General features: G+C 44.0%; 19 protein-coding genes. 8 read left to right on the top strand and 11 right to left on the bottom strand.

Annotation, left to right across the window (positions count from 1 at the left end):
* Nucleotide 1 precedes the first annotated feature (1 nt).
* Entirely contained in the window at nucleotides 2–541 is a 540-nt protein-coding gene (locus tag A1D16_RS02870) for a TIGR00730 family Rossman fold protein (RefSeq protein ID WP_290707622.1), read from the bottom strand.
* Between the two features lie 65 nt (nucleotides 542–606).
* Here A1D16_RS02870 and A1D16_RS02875 point away from each other — a divergent pair, with 65 nt between their 5' ends.
* From A1D16_RS02875 to A1D16_RS02900, 6 genes are all read left to right on the top strand, one after another.
* Nucleotides 607–2,061: a sodium:solute symporter gene (locus A1D16_RS02875; protein WP_290707624.1), complete on the top strand. Its 1,455-nt coding sequence runs from the start codon at nucleotides 607–609 to the stop codon at nucleotides 2,059–2,061.
* 101 nt (nucleotides 2,062–2,162) lie between these two features.
* Nucleotides 2,163–2,858 (top strand): TIGR00730 family Rossman fold protein, encoded by a 696-nt coding sequence (locus tag A1D16_RS02880; protein WP_290707626.1) that lies wholly within the window; start codon nucleotides 2,163–2,165, stop codon nucleotides 2,856–2,858.
* 35 nt (nucleotides 2,859–2,893) lie between these two features.
* Nucleotides 2,894–3,535 carry a class I SAM-dependent methyltransferase gene (locus A1D16_RS02885; RefSeq protein WP_290707629.1) on the top strand — a complete coding sequence of 214 codons (642 nt, stop codon included), beginning with the start codon at nucleotides 2,894–2,896 and terminating at the stop codon, nucleotides 3,533–3,535.
* Nucleotides 3,536–3,538: 3 nt separating this feature from the next.
* Nucleotides 3,539–4,747, top strand: a complete 1,209-nt coding sequence (locus A1D16_RS02890; RefSeq protein WP_290707631.1) for a glucosaminidase domain-containing protein — start codon at nucleotides 3,539–3,541, stop codon at nucleotides 4,745–4,747.
* A 2-nt stretch (nucleotides 4,748–4,749) separates the two neighbouring features.
* Nucleotides 4,750–5,295: a hypoxanthine phosphoribosyltransferase gene (gene hpt, locus A1D16_RS02895; protein ID WP_290707634.1), complete on the top strand. Its 546-nt coding sequence runs from the start codon at nucleotides 4,750–4,752 to the stop codon at nucleotides 5,293–5,295.
* 131 nt (nucleotides 5,296–5,426) lie between these two features.
* Nucleotides 5,427–7,091: a VWA domain-containing protein gene (locus A1D16_RS02900; protein WP_290707636.1), complete on the top strand. Its 1,665-nt coding sequence runs from the start codon at nucleotides 5,427–5,429 to the stop codon at nucleotides 7,089–7,091.
* Between the two features lie 88 nt (nucleotides 7,092–7,179).
* On the opposite strand, the gene A1D16_RS02905 is transcribed toward A1D16_RS02900, so the two are convergent.
* The 4 genes from A1D16_RS02905 to A1D16_RS02920 all read right to left on the bottom strand — a co-directional run bounded on the left by A1D16_RS02905 (nucleotide 7,180) and on the right by A1D16_RS02920 (nucleotide 10,230).
* Complete coding sequence (locus A1D16_RS02905) at nucleotides 7,180–7,701, bottom strand: hypothetical protein (RefSeq protein WP_290707639.1); 522 nt, start codon at nucleotides 7,699–7,701, stop codon at nucleotides 7,180–7,182.
* A 56-nt stretch (nucleotides 7,702–7,757) separates the two neighbouring features.
* Nucleotides 7,758–8,381 carry an HD domain-containing protein gene (locus A1D16_RS02910; protein ID WP_290707641.1) on the bottom strand — a complete coding sequence of 208 codons (624 nt, stop codon included), beginning with the start codon at nucleotides 8,379–8,381 and terminating at the stop codon, nucleotides 7,758–7,760.
* An 86-nt stretch (nucleotides 8,382–8,467) separates the two neighbouring features.
* Complete coding sequence (dnaJ, locus tag A1D16_RS02915; protein ID WP_290707643.1) at nucleotides 8,468–9,637, bottom strand: molecular chaperone DnaJ; 1,170 nt, start codon at nucleotides 9,635–9,637, stop codon at nucleotides 8,468–8,470.
* A gap of 8 nt (nucleotides 9,638–9,645) precedes the next feature.
* On the bottom strand, nucleotides 9,646–10,230 hold the full coding sequence (locus tag A1D16_RS02920) for a nucleotide exchange factor GrpE (RefSeq protein ID WP_290707645.1): 585 nt from the start codon (nucleotides 10,228–10,230) through the stop codon (nucleotides 9,646–9,648).
* Between the two features lie 152 nt (nucleotides 10,231–10,382).
* On the opposite strand from A1D16_RS02920, the gene A1D16_RS02925 reads away from it, so the two are divergent.
* Complete coding sequence (locus A1D16_RS02925) at nucleotides 10,383–11,555, top strand: class I SAM-dependent rRNA methyltransferase (protein WP_290707647.1); 1,173 nt, start codon at nucleotides 10,383–10,385, stop codon at nucleotides 11,553–11,555.
* A gap of 23 nt (nucleotides 11,556–11,578) precedes the next feature.
* Here A1D16_RS02925 and A1D16_RS02930 read toward each other — a convergent pair whose 3' ends face one another.
* The 6 genes from A1D16_RS02930 to A1D16_RS02955 all read right to left on the bottom strand — a co-directional run bounded on the left by A1D16_RS02930 (nucleotide 11,579) and on the right by A1D16_RS02955 (nucleotide 20,049).
* On the bottom strand, nucleotides 11,579–11,908 hold the full coding sequence (locus tag A1D16_RS02930; protein ID WP_290707649.1) for a T9SS type A sorting domain-containing protein: 330 nt from the start codon (nucleotides 11,906–11,908) through the stop codon (nucleotides 11,579–11,581).
* 153 nt (nucleotides 11,909–12,061) lie between these two features.
* Complete coding sequence (locus tag A1D16_RS02935) at nucleotides 12,062–12,532, bottom strand: redoxin domain-containing protein (protein ID WP_290707651.1); 471 nt, start codon at nucleotides 12,530–12,532, stop codon at nucleotides 12,062–12,064.
* A gap of 118 nt (nucleotides 12,533–12,650) precedes the next feature.
* Nucleotides 12,651–13,688: a PorP/SprF family type IX secretion system membrane protein gene (locus tag A1D16_RS02940; RefSeq protein WP_290707653.1), complete on the bottom strand. Its 1,038-nt coding sequence runs from the start codon at nucleotides 13,686–13,688 to the stop codon at nucleotides 12,651–12,653.
* 4 nt (nucleotides 13,689–13,692) lie between these two features.
* Complete coding sequence (locus A1D16_RS02945) at nucleotides 13,693–18,108, bottom strand: PKD domain-containing protein (protein WP_290707655.1); 4,416 nt, start codon at nucleotides 18,106–18,108, stop codon at nucleotides 13,693–13,695.
* Between the two features lie 4 nt (nucleotides 18,109–18,112).
* On the bottom strand, nucleotides 18,113–18,520 hold the full coding sequence (locus tag A1D16_RS02950; protein WP_290707657.1) for a hypothetical protein: 408 nt from the start codon (nucleotides 18,518–18,520) through the stop codon (nucleotides 18,113–18,115).
* The gene (locus tag A1D16_RS02955) at nucleotides 18,517–20,049 is read right to left on the bottom strand and encodes a carboxypeptidase M32 (RefSeq protein WP_290707660.1); all 1,533 of its coding nucleotides are present in this window, start codon (nucleotides 20,047–20,049) and stop codon (nucleotides 18,517–18,519) included. Before A1D16_RS02955 ends, A1D16_RS02950 begins: the two co-directional genes overlap by 4 nt.
* Before the next feature lie 104 nt (nucleotides 20,050–20,153).
* On the opposite strand from A1D16_RS02955, the gene A1D16_RS02960 reads away from it, so the two are divergent.
* A partial coding sequence (locus A1D16_RS02960) for a YqfO family protein (RefSeq protein ID WP_290707663.1) occupies nucleotides 20,154–20,846 on the top strand: 693 nt, incomplete at its 3' end.

Genomic DNA, 20,846 nt, shown 5'->3' on the forward strand with positions numbered 1-20,846 from the left:
CCTATTGGATTTTATTGAATAGTTCTACCGGGTTATCACAAACGATGATCCGCTCTTCTACCGGTTCATATAAAAAATGCTCTTTTTCAGCCTGCCGCATAAAAAGTATCAGGTGCTGAAAATAACTGCCAGAATTCAGCAGGTAAATTTTCTTGTCATGAATTTTTAGCTGATTCCAGGTCAGCATCTCAAAGAATTCATCCATGGTACCGAATCCGCCTGGAAGAATGATCGCAGCATCGCTCATTTCATACATCATCTTTTTACGGGTATGCATATCTGGCACCACCGCCAGTTCCGTTATACCATCGTGTTGCTGCTCCCATTCGGTTAATACTTTTGGAATTACGCCCATTACCTCTCCGCCATGAGCCAATACGGAATCAGCAATTACACCCATTAAGCCCTTTTTGCCTCCTCCGTAAACGAGTTTGATCTGTAGCATGGCCAGAAGTTTGCCTAGTTCTGCCGTGTGTTTAGCAAATACTGGGTTGATGCCAGCCTGCGATCCGCAAAAAACAGCAATAGCTTTTATATTCATAGTTATTCCTGTCAAAGTAAACGTATTCCTATTTACATTGTGACAATTTATAAAATCTTTAGCGCATGTCAACAACCCTGCTTTTCTCTTTTGTAATTGCCTATTTCGCCATTTTGCTTGTTGTTGCCTATATAACTTCCCGGAATTCAACAAATGAAAGCTTTTTTATCGGGAATAAAAATTCCAACTGGATGCTGGTGGCATTTGGTATGATTGGAACCTCCTTAAGCGGGGTAACTTTTGTTTCCGTACCCGGTACGGTGGAAACCAATGCGTTTTCCTATATGCAGGTGGTTATCGGGTACCTGCTCGGCTATATCGTAATAGCCTATGTATTGTTGCCTATCTATTATAAAATGAACCTTACTTCTATCTATAATTATCTGCAACAACGTTTTGGGTTTATTGCCTATAAAACCGGTGCCCTGTTTTTTATTATTTCCCGAACTATCGGAGCAACGGCAAGGCTATACCTGGTGATTAATGTGCTGCAAATTTTTATTCTGGATAAACTGGGGGTGCCATTCGTAGTTACTGCGCTGATTATTCTGCTGATGATCCTCTTATACACTTTCGAAGGTGGTGTAAAAACCATTGTTTATACAGATACCCTGCAAACCAGTTTTATGTTAATTGGTTTGCTTGTTTGCGTTATTTATATCATGAATAACCTGGGCCTGAATTTTGGCGATACCATGGCTACCCTGTCTGCCAAAGGATATACGAATGTTTTTAATACAGATGTGAACAGCAAGGGATTTTTTCTTAAACAAATCCTCGGAGGTGCTTTTATTACCATTGCCATGACGGGGCTCGACCAGGAAATGATGCAAAAAAACATTTCGGTAAAAACCCTGAAAGACTCCCAGAAAAATATCATGACCTTCAGCGTTATTATTGTTTTTGTAAATTTTCTTTTTCTTCTGCTAGGCGGGCTACTATATATTTTTGCTGAGCAAAAAGGATTGGCAGTAAAAGGAGATGAACTGTTTCCTACCATTGCGCTTACCTATCTTCCGCCTATAACCGCGGTAATCTTTATCATTGCCCTTATATCGGCCTTGTTCCCAAGTGCAGATGGCGCCCTTACCGCCCTCACTTCCTCTTTTTGCATAGACATGCTTGGCATAAAAAGAAACCCCGCACTTTCTGAAAAAGCCCAGAAAAGAATCCGAATGACCGTACACCTGAGCCTGACCCTGGTATTCATGCTCTGTATACTGGTGTTTAAAAAAATTGATAACAAGTCAATTATTGGGGTAATACTCGACCTGGCAGGTTATACCTACGGTCCATTATTAGGCCTGTTTTCATTCGGAATACTGTCGAAACGGAATTTTGCCGATACTTACCTGGTTACCTTTATCTGTTTGCTGTCTCCGGTTCTTAGTTATTTTATAAGCCAGCATGCGCATAATTGGCTGGGTGGTTATCAAATTGGCATAGAACTCCTGTTAATCAATGGATTGATCACTTATTTCGGGCTGTTAATGATATCTAAAAAACCGGCCGGCCTATAAACTAAAACCCGAAAATCTACGTTTTAAGAAGGTAAACATACCATGCCATCCACGGTACCAAATGGATGGCATTTTTGTCTCCTAACCTTAAAACGAAGACTATGAACGACACGATCCGGATGACCAAACAAAGAAGGTGGAGTGAATCAAAAGCTCATTCAAGCTGGCAGATTTTTAAAATAATGGCCGAATTTGTAGACGGGTTTGAAGCACTCGCTAAACTCGGGCCCTGTATTTCTATATTCGGTTCAGCTAGAACCGAGCCCGGACATCCCGCTTATGAACTAACCGTTGATGTTGCCAAACGCCTGGCTGAAGAAGGATTTGGAATAATCTCAGGAGGCGGCCCCGGAATTATGGAAGCAGCCAATAAGGGTGCACAACTGGGTGGGGGTAAATCAGTAGGATTAAACATCGAACTTCCTTTTGAGCAACACGCCAACCCTTATATCGACCGGGATGCCAACCTGCATTTTGAATATTTCTTTGTACGTAAAACCATGTTCACTAAATATTCTCAGGGTTTTGTAATGATGCCCGGAGGTTTTGGCACCATGGATGAATTTTTTGAGGTGGCAACCCTGATACAAACGGGTAAAATGCTGCAGGTTCCACTAATACTGGTAGGTTCCGCTTACTGGAATGGTTTAATGCAGTGGCTACAGCATACTATGTTAACAGAAGGCTATATTTCTCCGGAAGATATGGACCTGTTAAAAATAGTAGATACAGCAGAGGAAGTGGCTGAACAAGTGCTCCATTTCTACAGTAAACATCCATTACAGCCTAATTTTTAAACTTTTGGGCCTATTTTTGCACAAATTGTCCCCTTTTGACGGAACTGATAGACGATCAAATACAGGTATACGCCGAGCGGTTTAGTGCCGATGAGCCTCCTATTTTGGAGGAGATCAATACATTTACCCAGGCCAACCACCCGCATGCCCATATGCTGAGCGGTCGTTTACAGGGCCGCTTTCTTTCCATGATCAGCAGCCTGCTTAAACCGGTTCAGATCCTGGAAATCGGAACCTTTACCGGGTATAGCGCGCTTTGCCTGGCAGAAGGATTAGCACCCGGGGGCAGCCTTCATACCATCGAGCTCAGAAAAGAGGATGCTGCTGCCGCCCAGGCTTATTTCAACCGGTCTGCCTATGCCGATCAGATACGTTTACACGTAGGGGAAGCAGCTTCAATAATTCCACAACTTCCCTTTACCTGGGACCTGGTTTTTATTGATGCCGACAAAACAGGTTATGTAGAATACTACGAACTGGTATTGCCCCGTTTGAGAAAAGGGGGGCTGATATTGGCCGATAATGTACTCTTTCACGGACAGGTGCTGGAACCTGTTATCAGTGGAAAGAATGCCAAAGCCATTCATGCTTTTAATGAACACGTAAAAGCGGATAACAGAGTAAGTACCAGCCTCCTCACACTCCGAGACGGGCTTTTATTAATCCGGAAAAAATAAACTATGAGATCATCGACCCTATTGTTTGTAATAGTACTGTTTACGTTGAAACTTTCTGCGCAACAGAATCCGGCGGTACTGTCCTATATACAACAGTACAAACAATTAGCGGTGGATGAAATGCTGCGTACAGGTGTACCTGCTGCTATAAAGCTGGCACAGGGAATTCATGAAACAGAGGCAGGCAGGAGCGACCTGGTACTTCGATCCAATAATCATTTTGGTATAAAATGTAAATCTACCTGGACGGGCGATAAAGTTTACCACGATGATGATGCAGCAGGAGAGTGTTTCCGCAGTTATGGAGAAGCGGCCCTCTCTTATCGCGATCATTCCGATTTTCTTAAATCCAACCAACGTTATGCCTTCCTGTTCAAGCTCGATCCAACAGATTATGAAGGCTGGGCATATGGCTTAAAAAAAGCGGGTTACGCTACCAATATAAAATATTCCCATATCCTGATCCGGCTGATTGAAACCTATAACCTGCAGGATTATACGCTGATTGCTATGGGTAAAAAGGCACCCACAGGCGATTTACTGGTCGGTATTCGTGCCCCTGCAGCAAATGAAACCCTTGCTATTCAACCTCCTGCTATTACCAATTACCCCAGCGGCATTTTCGAGATCAATGCTACCAAAGTGCTTTTTGCCAAGGCGGGTACAAGTTTACTGGCATTGGCAGATGCGCATCAATTGTCGCTTTCCCGGTTGCTTGATTTTAATGATATTACACCTGGTGAGGGAGATCTCCTGGTGGAGGACCAGTTGATCTACCTGCAACGCAAAAGGAAAACCGGCGCTGGCTTATTTCATATTGTAGCAGGCGAGGAAAATCTGTATGATATAGCCCAGGCGGAAGGTATCCGGTACGGTACGTTACTGGAACTGAATCACCTGCAACCAGGCATGGAGCCCGCAGAGGGAGAGCGCCTGTACCTGAAAGAAAAATCGCCCCGCCAACCCTTACTGGCTGGTTCAAAACGCCCGTTAACCAAAACAGCAACCGTGTATACTCCCGGACCCGCAGAATCGCTGATTCAGCAAACATCGGTGTCGGTGAAGCCGGTAAAGCATATTGTACAGGAAAAGGAAACGCTTTTCGGAATTTGTAAAAGATATGGAGTTACGATAGACCAGGTAAAAGAGTGGAACCGCCTCAATGGCTCAGGATTGCGGAAAGGGCAGCATTTACTCATTTACAGCAATTGATTATGTCTTTCTTACAGGTAAAAGATAAAACGTTTGAACCCTACCTCACTGCCAGTGATATCAATGGCCAGGTACAGCGGCTTGCAGCAGAAATAAACCGGGATTATAAAGGAAAGAGGCCCTTGTTCATTGCCATCCTGAATGGTTCCTTTATGTTTTCATCGGATTTGTTCAAGGCGGTTAATATTGAAGCGGAAATCTGTTTTATAAAGCTTGCTTCTTATAAGGGCACAAAATCAACGGGCCAGGTAATTACCGCCATTGGTTTGGACATGGACATTCATGATCGCCATGTAATTATCCTGGAAGATATTGTTGATACCGGTAAAACCCTGAATGAATTTTTACCCCAGCTCCACCACCAGCAACCCGCTTCTCTGGAATTGGCTGTGCTTTTACATAAGCCGGAGGCTACCAGGTACCCCGTATCCATCAAATACCTGGGTTTCAGTATCCCCGATAAATTTGTTTTAGGGTACGGACTAGATTATGATGGGCTCGGACGCAATATTCCGGAGATTTACAAGTTAAAAGAAGGAGCTGAGTAAAACCATCGACTCAGTTTCAAATTAACCCGGTTCTGAAAACTGTAGTTGCCATATTACTCATTCTGCTGGCAGGGATCCAGGCAAATTGCCAGTATTATTTTCGAGGCGAAATTCGGGATGAAACCCAGAAATTGCTTCCGAATGTAAAAATGACCCTGCATTCCACAGGCTACCTGTACTATTCGGGGGCTTCGGGTGGGTTTGGGATCACGTCTGCAAAAGTCGAGGATTCAGTTACGCTGCAATTGGATGGCTATAAGGTTTGCACTTTCCTGATAAAAAGTACGAAAGAGAATAATTTTGTGCTGCCTTTATTGGTAAAAAAAGCATCCCAGCCGGAAAAGCGGCTGATGTCGATCACCCGCGACCTGAAGCCAGCTGATCTTGCCCGCTTTTCTGTAGGTGGAGAAACTTACAGCAGCCTGCGCGAGAACGATTATATGGATGCGGGCAAATTTCCTACCATTGATTTCGCCGTAAATACCGATAAAGCGTCCTATAGTAATATCCGACGTTTTCTGAACATGGGCAGTACCGTTCCGCCCGATGCGGTGCGAATTGAGGAAATGCTTAATTATTTTACGCTGGAACATGAAACTCCTGCGCCCGGCGAAGATTTTCATATCAGTACCAACTTATCTGAATGCCCCTGGCGCCCGGCTAACCAGCTCTTTTATGTGAAAATCAGTGCTAAAAAACTGGATTTCACACAGATACCTCCCAGTAACCTGGTTTTTCTGATTGATGTATCCGGCTCCATGGATATGCCCAACCGGCTGCCTTTGCTTAAAAGTGCGTTTAAATTAATGGTGGATAATCTTCGCCCCATTGATACTATCTCCATTGTAGTATATGGTGGTACAGTGGGGGTATGGTTACAGCCCACATCCGGAGGAGATAAGGAAAAAATACACAAGTCTATCGAGGAATTAAGTCCGGGTGGCTCCACGGCTGGTGAATCAGGGATCCTTGCTGCCTATAAACTGGCGGAAAGCACCTATATACCAAATGGTAACAACCGGGTTGTGCTGGCCACTGATGGCGATTTTAATGTTGGTCAAACTTCCGAGGAAGCGCTGGAACGGATGATTGTAACCCAACGACAGAAAGGGATCTATCTTACCTGCCTGGGCGTAGGAATGGGTAATTATAAAGATTCCAAACTGGAAGTACTGGCAAAAAAAGGGAATGGAAATTTTGCCTATCTCGATAATGAAAAGGAAGCAGAAAAGGTGTTGGTAAAAGAGTTGACCCAAACCATGTATTCTGTAGCAGACGATGCATTGCTGCATGTCAGCTTTTTCCCGGAGAATGTAAAAAATTACCGGTTAATAGGCTTCGATAACAAATTCAGTGCATTATCTGCAGAAGGGGAAGGCATGCTTGAAGGGGGAGAAGTTGGAACCGGCCATACCCTAATGGCAATTTTTGAACTGACACCTGTAGAAAAATATGATTCCTCCGCTTCACTGGCCACTATTGAATTGAGTTATAAACTGCCCAAGGATTCTGTACAGCATAAAATGTCAAAGCTGATAAAAGACAGCCATATTCATTCTTTTCAGACATTGCCGGATACTTATCGGATGGCTGCCGGCATTTCTCTTTTTGGTTCGGTTCTGAAAGAATCCCGGTTTGTTAAACCAGCTAACCTGCAAGACGTGCTTACCATTATTCAGCCGATTGCCAAAACAGATAATTTACTGCAGCAGGAATTAATCGGGATGGTAGAGAAAGCAAAAAAAATCTACTACAAAGGCAAGGCATCCAAACTTAAAGCGAACTTGTTCTGGTAATCCGGTTCATGCACAAAATACATATCTATTTCCCCGATATTTTTGGCAGTTATTTTACCTCTGTACGTACATGGGTAATCCTCTTTAATTAGTTCATATACATAGAACTAAGCATGCTGATTACACCGAGAAAAAGCAGGTTCAGCGTTCCGGTATAAGGTACAAATAACAAAGCCATGGTATACCCGATAAACTTGGCCGGAATATCTCCGGAACTGATAACGCCAAATAAGCGTTTGCTCTGCCGGATATTAAACAACCTTGACGCAATGCCCCAAAACTCCAGGTTATTCAATAAATAAAGGACGTAAAACCAGGCAAGGCTTACATAATAGAGCCAGTTGTCGGTTATAACGGTACTGCCTATTCGTAATAAAAGCATGGTGCCTGCCATAAAGAGAATAATCCCTTCATTGAATTTCTTAAAGGGAATATGGTGCTCAAGTATAGTGTAAGCGAAACCTGTTATCCAAAGTAAAAAGGCGGATAACACCATTACCCAGGGGAGTTCATGTACTGGAAACTTCTCTAAGAAACGGGCAAATTCTGCCGTAAAAAAGAAGGAAATTCCTGCGCCCTGAAAGAATTGCAACCAAAATAGCTGTTTCACTACCGGCCATTCATTTCTTTGTATGTTCAGTAGGTTCAACCAGAACCGGTTGGATTTCATTTCCCGTCGTTGTTTTTAGTTAGGTTCAGATTTGCCTGCTTTTGTTTGAGCTGGTCAAGATGCTTCATCTTTACGGGTTGTCGGACGGTTCGGGAATTATTGGTAAAGTATACATGCTTTTCAAAAAATCCGATTTGAATAGGATCCCATTCTGCTTCAACTTTTATAATTCCATACACCAGGAATTCTTTCATAAGATGTTGACTGATGGGAAGAAAATCTTCCCGACCGAGGTAATCCAGGTCAGCATCACAGATAATTTTCTCCAGTATTCCCACCGGCGATTGGGGGATCCTGGTGGCCATTATCATTCCTTTAATGGTTTCAAGGGCTTGCGGGGAAAGACTTCCATTTTGGAGGTCCTCCATCATTATTTCACAGGAACGGAGTTCATGTCCGCTATAAGTATCTAAGAAACCCGTATCATGGTAGAGCGCCGCAATCTTCAGCAATAACAGTTGTTCGGCGTCTTCAATTTTTTCTTCCCGTGCAATCCGTTCCGCTTGTTTCAGCACATCGATGGTATGTTGCACATTGTGGTAGGTTAATCGTTTATCCAGGCCTTTTGTGAGGCGCTGAATAATCATTCGTTCCAGGTTTTTAAAGCCTGATTCCGTCATCGGTTAACCGTTTAAAAATGGAAAGCAATCGTAATTCAGCAGAAATATGGCAAAAAAGCCGCAGATGTTTGGTCTGCGGCTTTGTATTATGAAAAGATTTCTCTGACTTTATCAAAAAAACTTCGTTCGTTCTTGTCGGGCTTTGGATGGAAATTATCCGATTGCTGCAATTTTTCCATGATGGATTTTTCTTCGCTGTTCAGGTGCTGGGGGGTCCATACATTTACATGAATCAGCTGATCGCCTTTTTCATAGCTATTAACTGCGGGAAATCCTTTGCCTTTTAACCGGAAAATTTTTCCGCTTTGGGTACCGGCCGGAATCTTGATTTTTGCCCGTCCATCTATAGTCGGAACTTCTACGTTTGCGCCAAAAATGGCATCGGGTATAGAAATATAAAGGTCATAGGCAACATTCAGCCCATCCCTATGCAGTTCTTTATGGGTATCTTCTTCGATTAATACGATAAGATCTCCTGGTGAACCGCCTCGCTCCCCGGCATTTCCTTTTCCGGAAACATTGAGCTGCATGCCTTCCTGAACCCCTGCAGGTATATCAATGGTTACGGTTTCTTCCCCGTAAACACGACCTTCGCCTTTACAGCTTCCGCATTTGGCTGTAATCGTGGATCCCTCCCCGTTACAAGTTGGACAGGTAGTAACTGTTTGCATTTGTCCCAGGAAAGTGCTGGTCACTTTTCTTACCTGTCCTGAGCCACCACAGGTACCGCAGGTTTGAATACTGCTTTTATCCTTAGCCCCTGATCCTGCACAGGTACTGCAACCCACATATTTTTTTACCTTAATGCTTTTGGTTACTCCTTTGGCGATTTCTTCAAAATTCAATTTCAGTTTTACCCGCAAATTACTACCGCGGGTACCCCTGGCTCGCTGTCCGCCACGGCCTCTTCCGCCTGCTTGTCCGCCAAAGAAAGAACCGAAGATATCATCCCCGAAAATGTCACCGAACTGGCTGAATATATCATCCATATTCATATTGCCACCGCCGCCAAATCCACGGGCTCCGTTTCCAACTCCGGCATGCCCATACCGGTCGTACTGGGCCCGCTTATCTGCGTCGCTCAGGATCTCATAGGCTTCTGCTGCCTCTTTGAATTTTTCCTCTGCAGTTTTATCACCCGGATTTCTGTCGGGGTGATATTGCATTGCTACTTTACGGTAGGCTTTTTTGATCTCCTCCGCTGATGCCGATTTCGCAATACCCAATATTTCGTAATAATCTCTTTTTGCTGACATTTGCTTGCTTATTTACCGACTACCACTTTTGCGAAACGGATAATCTTATCATTCAGGTAATACCCTTTCTCTACTTCATCAATTACTTTACCTGCCATTTCCGGCACTGGTATTTCTGTAATTGCTTCATGCAAATCTGGATTGAAGGGCGTGCCAATGGTTTCCATAGCTTTCAATCCCCGGCCATTTAACACAGTGCGTAGTTTATTGAATATCAACATAGCGCCCTCTTTTAATGCGGCAATATCCTGGCTGTTTTCCATCTGCTTCTGAGCTCTTTCCGTATCATCCAGTACTTCCAGCAATTGGCCAATGACCTCCTTGCCGGCGGTTTGAATAAGCTCCAGCCGCTCTTTCGCTGTCCGCTTCCTGAAATTATCAAATTCTGCTGCCTGCCGTAGGTATTTATCCTTCATTTCGGCTAATTCCAATTCCAGTTTTTCCAGTTCACTTACCTCCTTTACAGGTTCATTCAGATGGGCTGTACCCGGTACATCACTGTCCGCATTAATGTCCATCTCGGTGTCTGTTGGCTTAATATCTTTTTCTTCCATATCGTACAAATTGGCAGCAAACCTAGCAATTTTTGCCATTATTGGCGGAAAACCGCCCATTAGCCTGCTTAGTTTGCCTTGTTTTTTGATCTCGATATAAGGACAATTTTTTTGCCATTGCTCTAATTCGGGACAATTTGTCGTTAACACGATGGCCTAACCCTGCTCAATCCGCCCTACCTTTGCCGCCTATGACGAATGTATTCCTGAAAAAAAAGATCAGCAGAAGAGTAGAAAACGGCCATCCCTGGATTTTTGCCAATGAAGTAGGATTGGTAGAAGGACCACTGGAGGGGGGAGATATTGTGAACCTCTTTACCCATGATAAAAAATTTGTAGGAAGAGGATATGCCAATCCAAAATCCCAGATCCTGGTTCGGTTACTGACCCGTAAAAAGGAGGAAGCCATTGATGATCAGTTCTTTTACAACCGGATCAAAGCCGCCTGGGAATACCGTCAAAAAATTGGGTATACGGAAAACTGCCGGCTGATTTTTGGAGAAGCGGACTGGATGCCTGCATTGATTATTGATAAATTCAATGATTATTTTGTACTCCAAACCCTGGCCCTGGGTATGGATCGTTGGAAACCTGCCATCGTTTCAGCCCTGCAGCAAATTTTCGCCCCCAAAGGCATTTATGAAAGAAACGATGTGCCTGTCCGGGAACTTGAAGGCTTACCCCAGCTAAAAGGCTTTTTATCCGAACCCTTTGATACAAAAATTACCATCCAGGAAAACGGCCTGAAATTCCTGGTGGATATTGAAAATGGTCAAAAGACCGGTTATTTTCTCGACCAGCAGGACAATAGAAGAGCCATTCAGCATATTGTAAAAAATGCAGATGTATTAGGCGCATTTACCTACACGGGTACTTTTGAAATACATGCAGCCCATTATGGGGCAAAATCTGTGCTGGGGCTGGATATTTCGCCTTCTGCCGTTGAGCAGGCGAATCGAAATGCCGCTCTGAACGGGTATGCCGACCGCTGTCGGTTTGAAACGGTCAATGCCTTTGACGTATTAAAGGTTTGGGCGAAAGAAGGGCGTCAATACGATGTGGTTATGCTTGATCCCCCCGCCTTTACCAAAAGCCGGGAGAACCTTCAGAAAGCTATCACGGGCTACAAGGAAATAAATCTTCGTGGTATGAAACTGATTAAACCAGGTGGTTTCCTGGTTACCACTTCCTGTACTAACCTTGTGCAACCCGAACTTTTCCTGGAAATTATCCAGATGGCCGCTAAAGATGCAAAACGCACTTTACGTCAGGTTGTTTACCAGACACAGGCCAGTGATCATCCAATCGTTTGGGGACAGGAGAATACACATTATTTAAAATTTTTGATTGTTCAGGTGGTTTAGGGAAAGCAGAAGGGGAGAAGGGATTATTTTGCTACCTGGAAACGGCCGGTTTCGATGATTTTTCCGGTTTTGTCGCGGAGCTGAAAAATATAAATACCCCGGTAATAATCGCTCAGGTCAATAGTGGTTTTAGGCTGCAGGTCTTTTTGTTCATGAACTTTTTTGCCTAAAAAATTATATACCTGAAACGTGTAGGTTCGTTCCACAAGTTTTGGGAAATCAAAGGTGATTTGAGTAACCGCTGGGTTGGGATAAAATCGAATGACCGGGCGGTCAGACGCAGGTTTACCCGACTGGCTATAGCCAGCACAAGTTAAAAGCAGACTTATGGATAGTGTAAAAAATATCCTCATAGTCGATTTCGGGTTTCAGCGTCTAGCACAAAATAAATCATTTTTTTCAAACATACAATGGCGGGCCGTTAAAATAAAGGGCCCAAAAAATCGTTGCGAATGAAAGGAGAAACCAGTCCGCGAAATTCACCGACCAGCTTCTCCCACCTCTGCTTATTGCAGCTTTTCCAGGGTTTGCTGGATGGCAGCAAAATCAGGAATATCGGTTACCTTATCAAGAATCTCTGCATAGCGGATAACCCCTTCTTTATCAATGACAAAAGCGGATCTTTTGGAGACACCTTTCATGTCGAATACAAAGTCTTCTATAAGAGAATCATAACTGGCCGACACTTCTTTGTTAAAATCACTTAATAACGGAAAATTCAGTTGCTCTGATTCTTTAAACTTCGCCAGCGTAAAAATGGAATCCACGCTGATACCGAATACCTGCGCGTTGGTAGTATTGTATTGACTGATCGAATCCCGTACAGAACAGAGCTCAGTTGTACAAACTCCGGTAAAAGCCTGTGGAAAAAACAATAACACAACATTTTTGCCCTTCTGATCTTGAAGAGAAACTTTGTTTTTCTCAGAATCATACAAACTGAAATTCGGTGCGGACTGCCCAACAGAAATACTCATATAGTTTAATTTTTGATTAATTACAAACGTATTTATAAAAGGTTAACTAAAATCCCGGCCAATAGCCGGGATTTTTTTTCTTCAGTCGATAACCATTTCGGTTTTACTGAGGGACAGATTAAAAACGGGGACAGAAAACTTTCTCCCTGGTAGAATTATCTCTGTTCAGGAAGCCAATATACGTTACAGATAGTTCAAAACCTCCTCTTCCCTGACTGGCAGTTTTTAATTGCGACACATTCACATCATAACTAAGCCCGATGGAAAAGGGATTGTAATCAATTTTAATGGCAGGTATCAGGGCATCGCGAATTCGCATAAAAGCGCCAAAATGCACAATATAGTCCGGCATTTCCGGATCTCCGATTTTATAACCATACATGGCACCACCAACTATTTCACTGGTTGGCCCCTGTTTGGAATAATCGGCCTGCAGGTTAAAAAATGCCTGGTCGCCCACATCAAATTTTACACCTCCGGAGGCTACCCATTTGGGATAAAGAGCTGCGTTTACGTTGCGGTAAAACGAGTTCCTTGGGCGGTTTACATGGTGGTAGGCTAAGCCCAGAAACATATTGTTTTTCTGATCCTCTCCAAAACTGCTGTTAAAACTTGCGCCTACACTGGCATCCAGGTTGCTATAACTGGCATTGATAAAGGTTTCACCATCAGAAACTGCCGGATTATAGGCGCCTCCTACATATTGATTGTCGGTAGTGATTTTTGAACGATCCAGCCTGCGTTGCACCAAACCTCCCATAAATCCTACCGAGAGATACATATTTCTTTCACTGCTGAGCGATTTATGATAATTTATGGCGGGCAGCAAATGTGTCGTAGTTAACGCAACTGTGCCGGCTTTATCAAACAGCATCTGTAAGCCTGCAGTGATAAAATCATCTCCACCACCTACCGGCATTTTATATTCAGCATTTACCGATCCGCTTTTAAAGGCATTGGTAACACTGTTCCATTGATCACGGTAAACAATCTGTGCTCTTACATCGCCCGTGAAAATTCCTGCGAGGGAAGGGTTTCTTAATAAAGGCGCTTCATAAAACTGCGAGAAATGTATATCCTGTGAATAGCCGCTTTTGCTTCCTGCCAATAAGAGCAGCAGTAACAGGTGAATAATATGGTTTTGAATCTTTTTCATAGGATTATCTGAGCAGCGTAACATTACCTTTTAATGGAACTACCTGTCCGTTATCGCAGATGATTTCAATTATGTAAACATAGGCATCAGAAGCTGCCTGTTGTCCACGGATCATGCCATTCCATCCATCTGCCTGGGAATTCGCAGGGAAATTCTTTTTTTCGAAAACCAATTCGCCCCAACGGTTGAAAATGCGCATCGACTGTATACGGTCCAAACTTCTTCCTCTCGGGTAGAATACATCATTTTGACCGTCATTATTAGGACTAAAAGTATTCGGAATAAAATAGTTCCTGTTTTCGCAAAGCACTCTCACAACAATATTGCTGGAGGCTCTGCATCCATTGTCATCCACCACCGTTACTTTGTAGTTGGTATTGAATTTGGGGTTGGCAATCGGCGTGGGACAATCAATACAACTCAAAGAAGTTGGCGGCGTCCAGTTCCATTGCACCACATTATCACTATAAGTAATCGGAAGGGTAGTTTCAAAACCTAACGGAATAACAATTTCCGGTACATTGGTAATAGTAGGTAAGGGCCAAACTGTTATGTTTTTTGAAACAGTGGTAGAGCAACCGAATGCTACCGAAGCCGTTAGATTCATCACAGCTACACCGGAATTGGTATACCTTATTGTTACATCCTTGGTATTCGCATTTAAGCCATTGCCCAAAGTCCATCTCCAGATCGTAGCGGTATCCGGAATTACGGTGGAACCTTGTTGGCCCAGTAATTCGAACAGGCATATTTCATCCGGCCCGGAAATAACCGGTACAGGTGTTCGGTAAACTCGTACAGTATCGGTAAAACTATTTTCGCAGCCCGTTTCTGTAGTTACATGCTGGGTTATAACATAGCGGCCGGGTTCCGTAAAACGGTGCGAAGGATTTAATTCATTAAAAACATTGGGTGATCCGTCTCCAAAATCCCAGCGGCGAACAATTACACTGTCATTCCCAATACTGAAATCACTCAATTTAACATCTCCGTTATCACAGAACTCCCGTACATCCGTGTTGAAAGCAGGTATTACACCTTTTACCATGATGGTAGGGCGGCTGCCAACTGCAACCTCACAGTTCAAACTGTCGATCAGCCGAACAAAGGGTCTGTAAAAATTGGGGAAGCGGTAAGTATGTGAGATTTGGTGCGCTTGCGATGAATCAGCATTACCATCATTGAAAACCAGGTAGTATTTGGTATTGGGTGGTGGCACCACATTGAAGTTTACAGTGATCTGGTTGCATTCTTCAATAGGATTATAATTGAATACGAGGTCGGTGAACGGATTATAGATGTTTACAGTGCCAATAGCGGTATCCCTGCATCCTCCATAACCGATGGCATGTAATCTCACGGTATACCTGCCATAGGTATTGAAGAAATTATTGGTATTGGGAAGGTTGCTGGTATTTCCATCTCCGAATTCCCAGTACAAGGAATCGTAATCTGCTGCAAGAGAGGTGAATTTTGTTTCTAAGGGCGGACAGATAGCAGAAGTGTCTATCATGGAGAAAGCTGCTTTCGGAGAAAGTATACGGATGTATTTCTCCCGGATAAGAGAGTCCGTACAACCCTGTGCATCGCGCACAAATAATTTCACGGTATAAACAGAATCGGGCCCTGTGTACTGATGAAGCGGGTTGCGGTCGGTAGATGTACTGCCATCTCCAAAATCCCAAACATAGCTAAGATTGTTGCCGGTAGAGGAATCGCGGAATTGAAGATCTATATCCGGGCAATAAATAGTTTTAGCTGCTGCAAATTTCGCAAATGGTTTGGTGATATTGGCAGCGGCGATTTTGGTAATGGTATCCACACAACCAATATTATCGGTAGTGGTTAACTTAATAGCATAGGTACCCGGATTGCGATAAATATGATTCAGCGGTGTAGCGGTGAAACTGGCGGATTCGCCATCGCCGAAATTGAAATCCCATTTGGTTATTGAACCGGCAGGTGTGGATTGATCCGTAATGGTAACTTCGCTGTTCACACAGCCACCATTATTGGCCACGGAGAAATCAGCAACAGCACCCACTACCGTAACCATATCATTAATGGTTCTGGTTATGGTACAGCCATTTACATCCACCATCGTGAGGGTTATATCAAAAACTCCGTTTACAGGAACCCTTGTTTGAAAGATTGATCCGCCATTTACAGGTGGCTGACCCTCAATTTCCCAGGTATAGGAACTTATGAATTGGGTAGATGTACCACCTGCTGTTAGCGTAAACAATTCATTTCGGCAAACAGACGGTTTACTGATGGAAAAATTATTGATGAGTTCAAAAAGATGAATATTGACGGTTCGGGTATAGGTACAAACCGGATCTGTAATGGTTAAGGTTATTGGATAGGTGCCATAAGCGGCAAAAGTTACGGTTGGATTAACCTGGCTGGAAGTTTGCCCGTTGCCGAAATTCCAGGAATAGGTGGCTGCTCCGTGTGTAGGATCCAGAATGGAGTTGTCCTGGAACTGTACCGTAAGCGGATTAGTACAGGAATATTGCGGGGTAAAACGGGCCACTGGTGCCATCACATATACCAGGTTGGCTTTTTCTACGGTATCTGCACAACCATTATTATATGCAATCAAGCGAACGGGAAAGTAGCCGGTATCCTGGTATTTATAAGCAGGATTTTCAGCTGTTGAAGTTCCTCCGTCGCCAAAATCCCAACTCCATTCATCGGCAGGGGTAGAACTGGAACTAAACTGGAAGGGTTCGCCTGCACAGGAATTTGTTTTATCTACCGTGAATTCAGCAACTGGTTTGGTGCCAACTTTAATGGCATTGTTAACGGTAATGGTTTCGGTACAGCCCCCTTTTGTTACAACGGTTAAGCGAACGGTATAAGTACCCACACTTGAATAGGTAACACTGGGCGTTGCAGAAGTACTGGTAACCCCGTTTCCAAAATCCCATTGGTAACTTGCAATCTCTGTAATCGTAGCCGGATCCAATTGAGGCGAATAAGTGTACGGAACACAACCGCCTGCATTTCTGTTAAGTAGTACAGGCAATACCGGTGCTGCAATTTTAATAAAGGCAGGTTTCTGAATAGTAGAGGTACAACTATCTGCCGTAGTCATGGTTAAACGCACATCGTACTCACCAAAACTGGTATAGGTATGCGTTGGGTTCTGTTCCGTGGAAGTACTGCCATCACCAAAATCCCATAACCATTTACTGGCACCGCTGGCCTGGCTTTGGAATCGAACCTGGTGCGGCGTTTTACAACCACTGGTATCGGTGGAAATAAAGTCAACAGCGGGTGGGTTTGTTATGGTAATGGTACGTGTGGTGGTACCTTCACAGTCTGCATAGCGATTCGTTAACCGAACCGTATAAGTGCCTGGAGTCGTAAACACTTTTACAGGGTTGGTCTCAAATGAAAAAGTACCATCGCCAAAATCCCATTCCGAATTATTGGGCAATGGATTACTGGTATTGATAAAGTTTAATGCTTTATTCGGGCAAGAACTGGCCGGCGCAGCAAAACTGGTAGAGTTGCCCGTTACGGTTATTGCCTTGGTAATACTGTCGGCGCAGCCATAACTACTGTTAACCACCAGCTTAACCGTATAGTTGCCAGTAGCGGTATAACTGGTAGAAGGATTTTTGTCAGTGGAGTTTCCCCCATTTCCAAAGCTCCAGGTATAATTAAGTGCACCCGGACCGGTGGATTGATTATTAAAATTGATTCCGATGGGGGTATTACAGGCATCCAGGCGGGAAAAATCAAAGTTTGGTGTAACACCGCCTATAATCCGGATAAAACGGGTTCTGTTGGACGTTACGGTACATCCGTTATCCGTGGTAATTGTTAGGCTTACGGTGTAAAAACCAAGTGTGGTATAGGTTTTAACAGGGTTAGCGTCGGTAGACGTAGTACCATCCCCAAAATCCCATCTATAGGACGTTATAGTGCCGGGGCCCTGCAAAACGACACCGTTCTGGAACCGAATTACAGCAGGTATACAGGACACCGTGGTATTGGCAGAAAAATCAATTCTTGCCGAAGGAAATACTGTTATATAATTGGTTTTAACGGTTCCATTTACGCCTCTGCCATTTTGAACGGTTAGGCGCACCGTATAAACACCCGGAGTGGTATAGGTAGCGGTTGGGTTCTTTTGATTGGATAATTGTCCGTTTCCAAAATCCCAGGCCCAGGAAGTGGGGGAATTGGTGGATAAATCCGTAAACCGTACGGTTAAACTGGCACATCCCTCCGTGACACTGGCTGAGAAGTTAGCAACAGGAGGCTGGGTCTGCGCAAACAGACGACCTGTTGCCAGTAGCAAAAAAAGAAATAAAAGGTTACGAGTCAACAAGCTGGTTTTTGTTTTTTCAGAAAGCAACTTGTTTCCAAAGGGATTCGGAATATATACGGATATCAGATTTTTCATGGTTCTACTTCTTCTTCAGATGCAACAGATTTTTCTTACCCTGGACCGTTGTTTCTGCTTTTACATAGTCCCACGTATTATTGGTAATTTTCCATTCTGCATTTAACTTTTTGATCGGATCATTTGCATCCGGAAAATTAGTGGTAATCGAAAGCGTATTTACATTTCCCACCCATGTTCCCTTGTCTTCGGTATCCGTTGTAAAACCGCTTAGTTTCCCATCTCGATAAAACTGAAATGTATAAGGAGTAAATGAATTGGAAAGGTCTATATCACCTTCCCGGAACGAATATATGTACCACTGGCCGTTGGTGATAGCATTGAGGATAATTTCCTCCTTTTTGTCTTCGATGGCTTTTTTACAAGACACCAATAGGCAAACAGCCATGCTTATCAAGGCCAGTTTTTTCATAGTGTTATACCCTCCAGTTTATATGCATAGATGAAACGGTATTTGGCACTGGCATATTGCATAAAATCTTCCGGATCTATGCCCTTGCCGGTAATTCGTTTGCAGAGTTCTTCACTTGTATACCGCCTTCCGTGAATATATATATTATCTGATAACCAGTTTTTTACGACACTGAAATCGCCTTCTTGTAGAAATTTTTCGATTTTTGGAACCTGCTTTCTTAGGGTGGCATAAAATTGGGCCGCATAGATACTACCCAGGCTGTAAGTGGGGAAATAACCAAAGCTTCCATGACTCCAGTGCACATCCTGCAGGCAACCGTTGGCATCATCCGGAACCGTTACGCCGAGGTAATGCCGATACCGTTCTTTCCAGAAAGCGGGCACTTCGGCTACTTCCAGGCTTCCTTCGATCAATGCTTTTTCTACCTCATACCGGATCATGATATGAAAATGGTAGGTTAACTCATCGGCTTCGGTCCGAATCAGGGAGGGTTGCACTTTATTAATGGCCCGGAACAGGTCTTCCGAACTATACCCGTTTAATTGTTTTGGAAAATATTCCCGGAGAACCGGAAAAAAGCAGGCGCACCAGCTTTGGCTTCGCCCAATATTATTTTCCCATAACCTGCTTTGCGATTCGTGGATGCCTAATGAAGCAGCTTCTCCCAGTGGTAATCCATATTGTTGCTTAGGCAGTCCCAATTCATACAGTGCATGCCCCAGTTCATGAATGGTGCTCCAGGTCATATAGCTGATATCATCTTCCCGTACCCTGGTCGTTATCCGAACATCATCACTACTGAAATTAATGGTAAAGGGATGGGCCGCTTTGTCTTGCCGGCCAAATTGAAAATCATAGCCCATTTTTTCCAACAGCTCCAAACTAAAAGCCCATTGCTGTTCTTCGGGGTAGGGCTGCAACAAGATGGCGTCGTCCACCTGTGGTTCTTGCCGAATGGTTTCAATCAATTTACCAAGAGCTGGCTGCAGTTTAGCAAAAAGCTGGTCAAGTAATTGAGTGGTACATCCTCTTTCATACTGATTCAACAATGCGTCGTAAGGGTGATTGGTGTAACCAAGGAGGGCGGCCTCTTTTTTCTTCAGGGTTACCAGTTTTTCCAGCCAGGGGGCGAAAACGGGAAAAGAATTATTTTTCCTGGCTTCCGTCCAATGCGTAAAAGCGTGGGAAATGGTTTCGCTTAATTCCCTTACATAACCTGCGGGTAATTTGCCCTGTTGCGCAAAATCATAGCTGCTTAAAACCAGGTTAGCTTGTTGTTCTGCTGTGAGGTCGGCCCGGGAAAGCAGGGTATCTATTAGTTCGCCGGTTGCAGGTTCGGTAAATTTAACGTGTGCCAGTTCGGAAAGAGTAGCAATTTGCCTTGAGCGGGTGGCAATGCTTCCGGGTGGCATATAGGTCTCCTGGTCCCATTGTAACAGTGCGGTAGCATACCGGATATCGGCAATTTCCTGCAGCCGGTTAGTATAGGTTTCGTATAGCGATGAGGTAGTTGACAGTAGGTCCATAGGCAGGAATTCTGCTGCAATCTAAGGAAAAATCATGCAGAGGGGGTATTAGGTGAATAAATCTGAATGTATGGCAGAGGGGGAAGAGGAGGTATATTTGAGGGATGAAAATTTCAGCTGTTACGGAACTATTGGAAAAACTGGCTCCCCTGGCTTTACAGGAGTCCTATGATAATGCGGGCTTAATTACCGGCAATCCGGATTGGGACTGTACTGGTATTACCATTGCACTGGATGCTACGGAAGAAGTGGTATTGGAAGCAAAGGCAAAAGGCCATAATCTGATCGTTGCCCACCATCCCATTGTTTTTTCCGGACTAAAGAAGTTCAGCGGTTCGGGTTATGTGGAAAAAGCCCTGGTGACAGCCATCCGGCAGGATATTGCATTATATGCGATTCATACCAATCTGGACAATATCATAGCGGGTGTTAATGGGAAAATGGCGGATGTTCTTGGGCTTAAAAACCGTTCTGTGCTGCTTCCCCGGCCGGGACTTCTTAAAAAACTCGTCTGTTTTGTACCAACGGCGCAGGCCGAAATGCTTAGTGAGGCCTTGTTTTCAGCAGGTGCCGGCTCCATCGGTGCCTATAGTGAATGTGCTTTCCGGCTGGAGGGGGTAGGTAGTTTTAAGGCAGGGGCGGGTACAAAACCCTTTGTGGGCGAAATAGGTCGCCGCCACCAGGAAAAAGAAAGCCGGGTTGAGGTCATTTTTCCAGGTTTCCTGGAAACCGGAGTGCTTGCTGCTCTCCATGCAAACCATCCTTATGAGGAACCTGCTTATGACCTTTATATACTT

The sequence above is a fragment of the Flavihumibacter sp. CACIAM 22H1 genome (genome assembly GCF_001601815.1).
In the GTDB taxonomy this organism is placed as follows: Bacteria; Bacteroidota; Bacteroidia; order Chitinophagales; family Chitinophagaceae; genus Flavihumibacter.

Coding starts and splice junctions, on each gene's coding strand:
- A1D16_RS02875 (WP_290707624.1), top strand. CDS start 607: ATGTCAACAACCCTGCTTTTCTCTTTTGTAATTGCCTATTTCGCCATT.
- A1D16_RS02945 (WP_290707655.1), bottom strand. CDS start 18,108: ATGAAAAATCTGATATCCGTATATATTCCGAATCCCTTTGGAAACAAG.
- A1D16_RS02910 (WP_290707641.1), bottom strand. CDS start 8,381: ATGACGGAATCAGGCTTTAAAAACCTGGAACGAATGATTATTCAGCGC.
- A1D16_RS02870 (WP_290707622.1), bottom strand. CDS start 541: ATGAATATAAAAGCTATTGCTGTTTTTTGCGGATCGCAGGCTGGCATC.
- A1D16_RS02950 (WP_290707657.1), bottom strand. CDS start 18,520: ATGAAAAAACTGGCCTTGATAAGCATGGCTGTTTGCCTATTGGTGTCT.
- hpt (WP_290707634.1), top strand. CDS start 4,750: ATGTCTTTCTTACAGGTAAAAGATAAAACGTTTGAACCCTACCTCACT.
- A1D16_RS02920 (WP_290707645.1), bottom strand. CDS start 10,230: ATGGCAAAAATTGCTAGGTTTGCTGCCAATTTGTACGATATGGAAGAA.
- A1D16_RS02930 (WP_290707649.1), bottom strand. CDS start 11,908: ATGAGGATATTTTTTACACTATCCATAAGTCTGCTTTTAACTTGTGCT.
- A1D16_RS02890 (WP_290707631.1), top strand. CDS start 3,539: ATGAGATCATCGACCCTATTGTTTGTAATAGTACTGTTTACGTTGAAA.
- A1D16_RS02940 (WP_290707653.1), bottom strand. CDS start 13,688: ATGAAAAAGATTCAAAACCATATTATTCACCTGTTACTGCTGCTCTTA.
- A1D16_RS02935 (WP_290707651.1), bottom strand. CDS start 12,532: ATGAGTATTTCTGTTGGGCAGTCCGCACCGAATTTCAGTTTGTATGAT.
- A1D16_RS02925 (WP_290707647.1), top strand. CDS start 10,383: ATGACGAATGTATTCCTGAAAAAAAAGATCAGCAGAAGAGTAGAAAAC.
- A1D16_RS02955 (WP_290707660.1), bottom strand. CDS start 20,049: ATGGACCTACTGTCAACTACCTCATCGCTATACGAAACCTATACTAAC.
- dnaJ (WP_290707643.1), bottom strand. CDS start 9,637: ATGTCAGCAAAAAGAGATTATTACGAAATATTGGGTATTGCGAAATCG.
- A1D16_RS02880 (WP_290707626.1), top strand. CDS start 2,163: ATGAACGACACGATCCGGATGACCAAACAAAGAAGGTGGAGTGAATCA.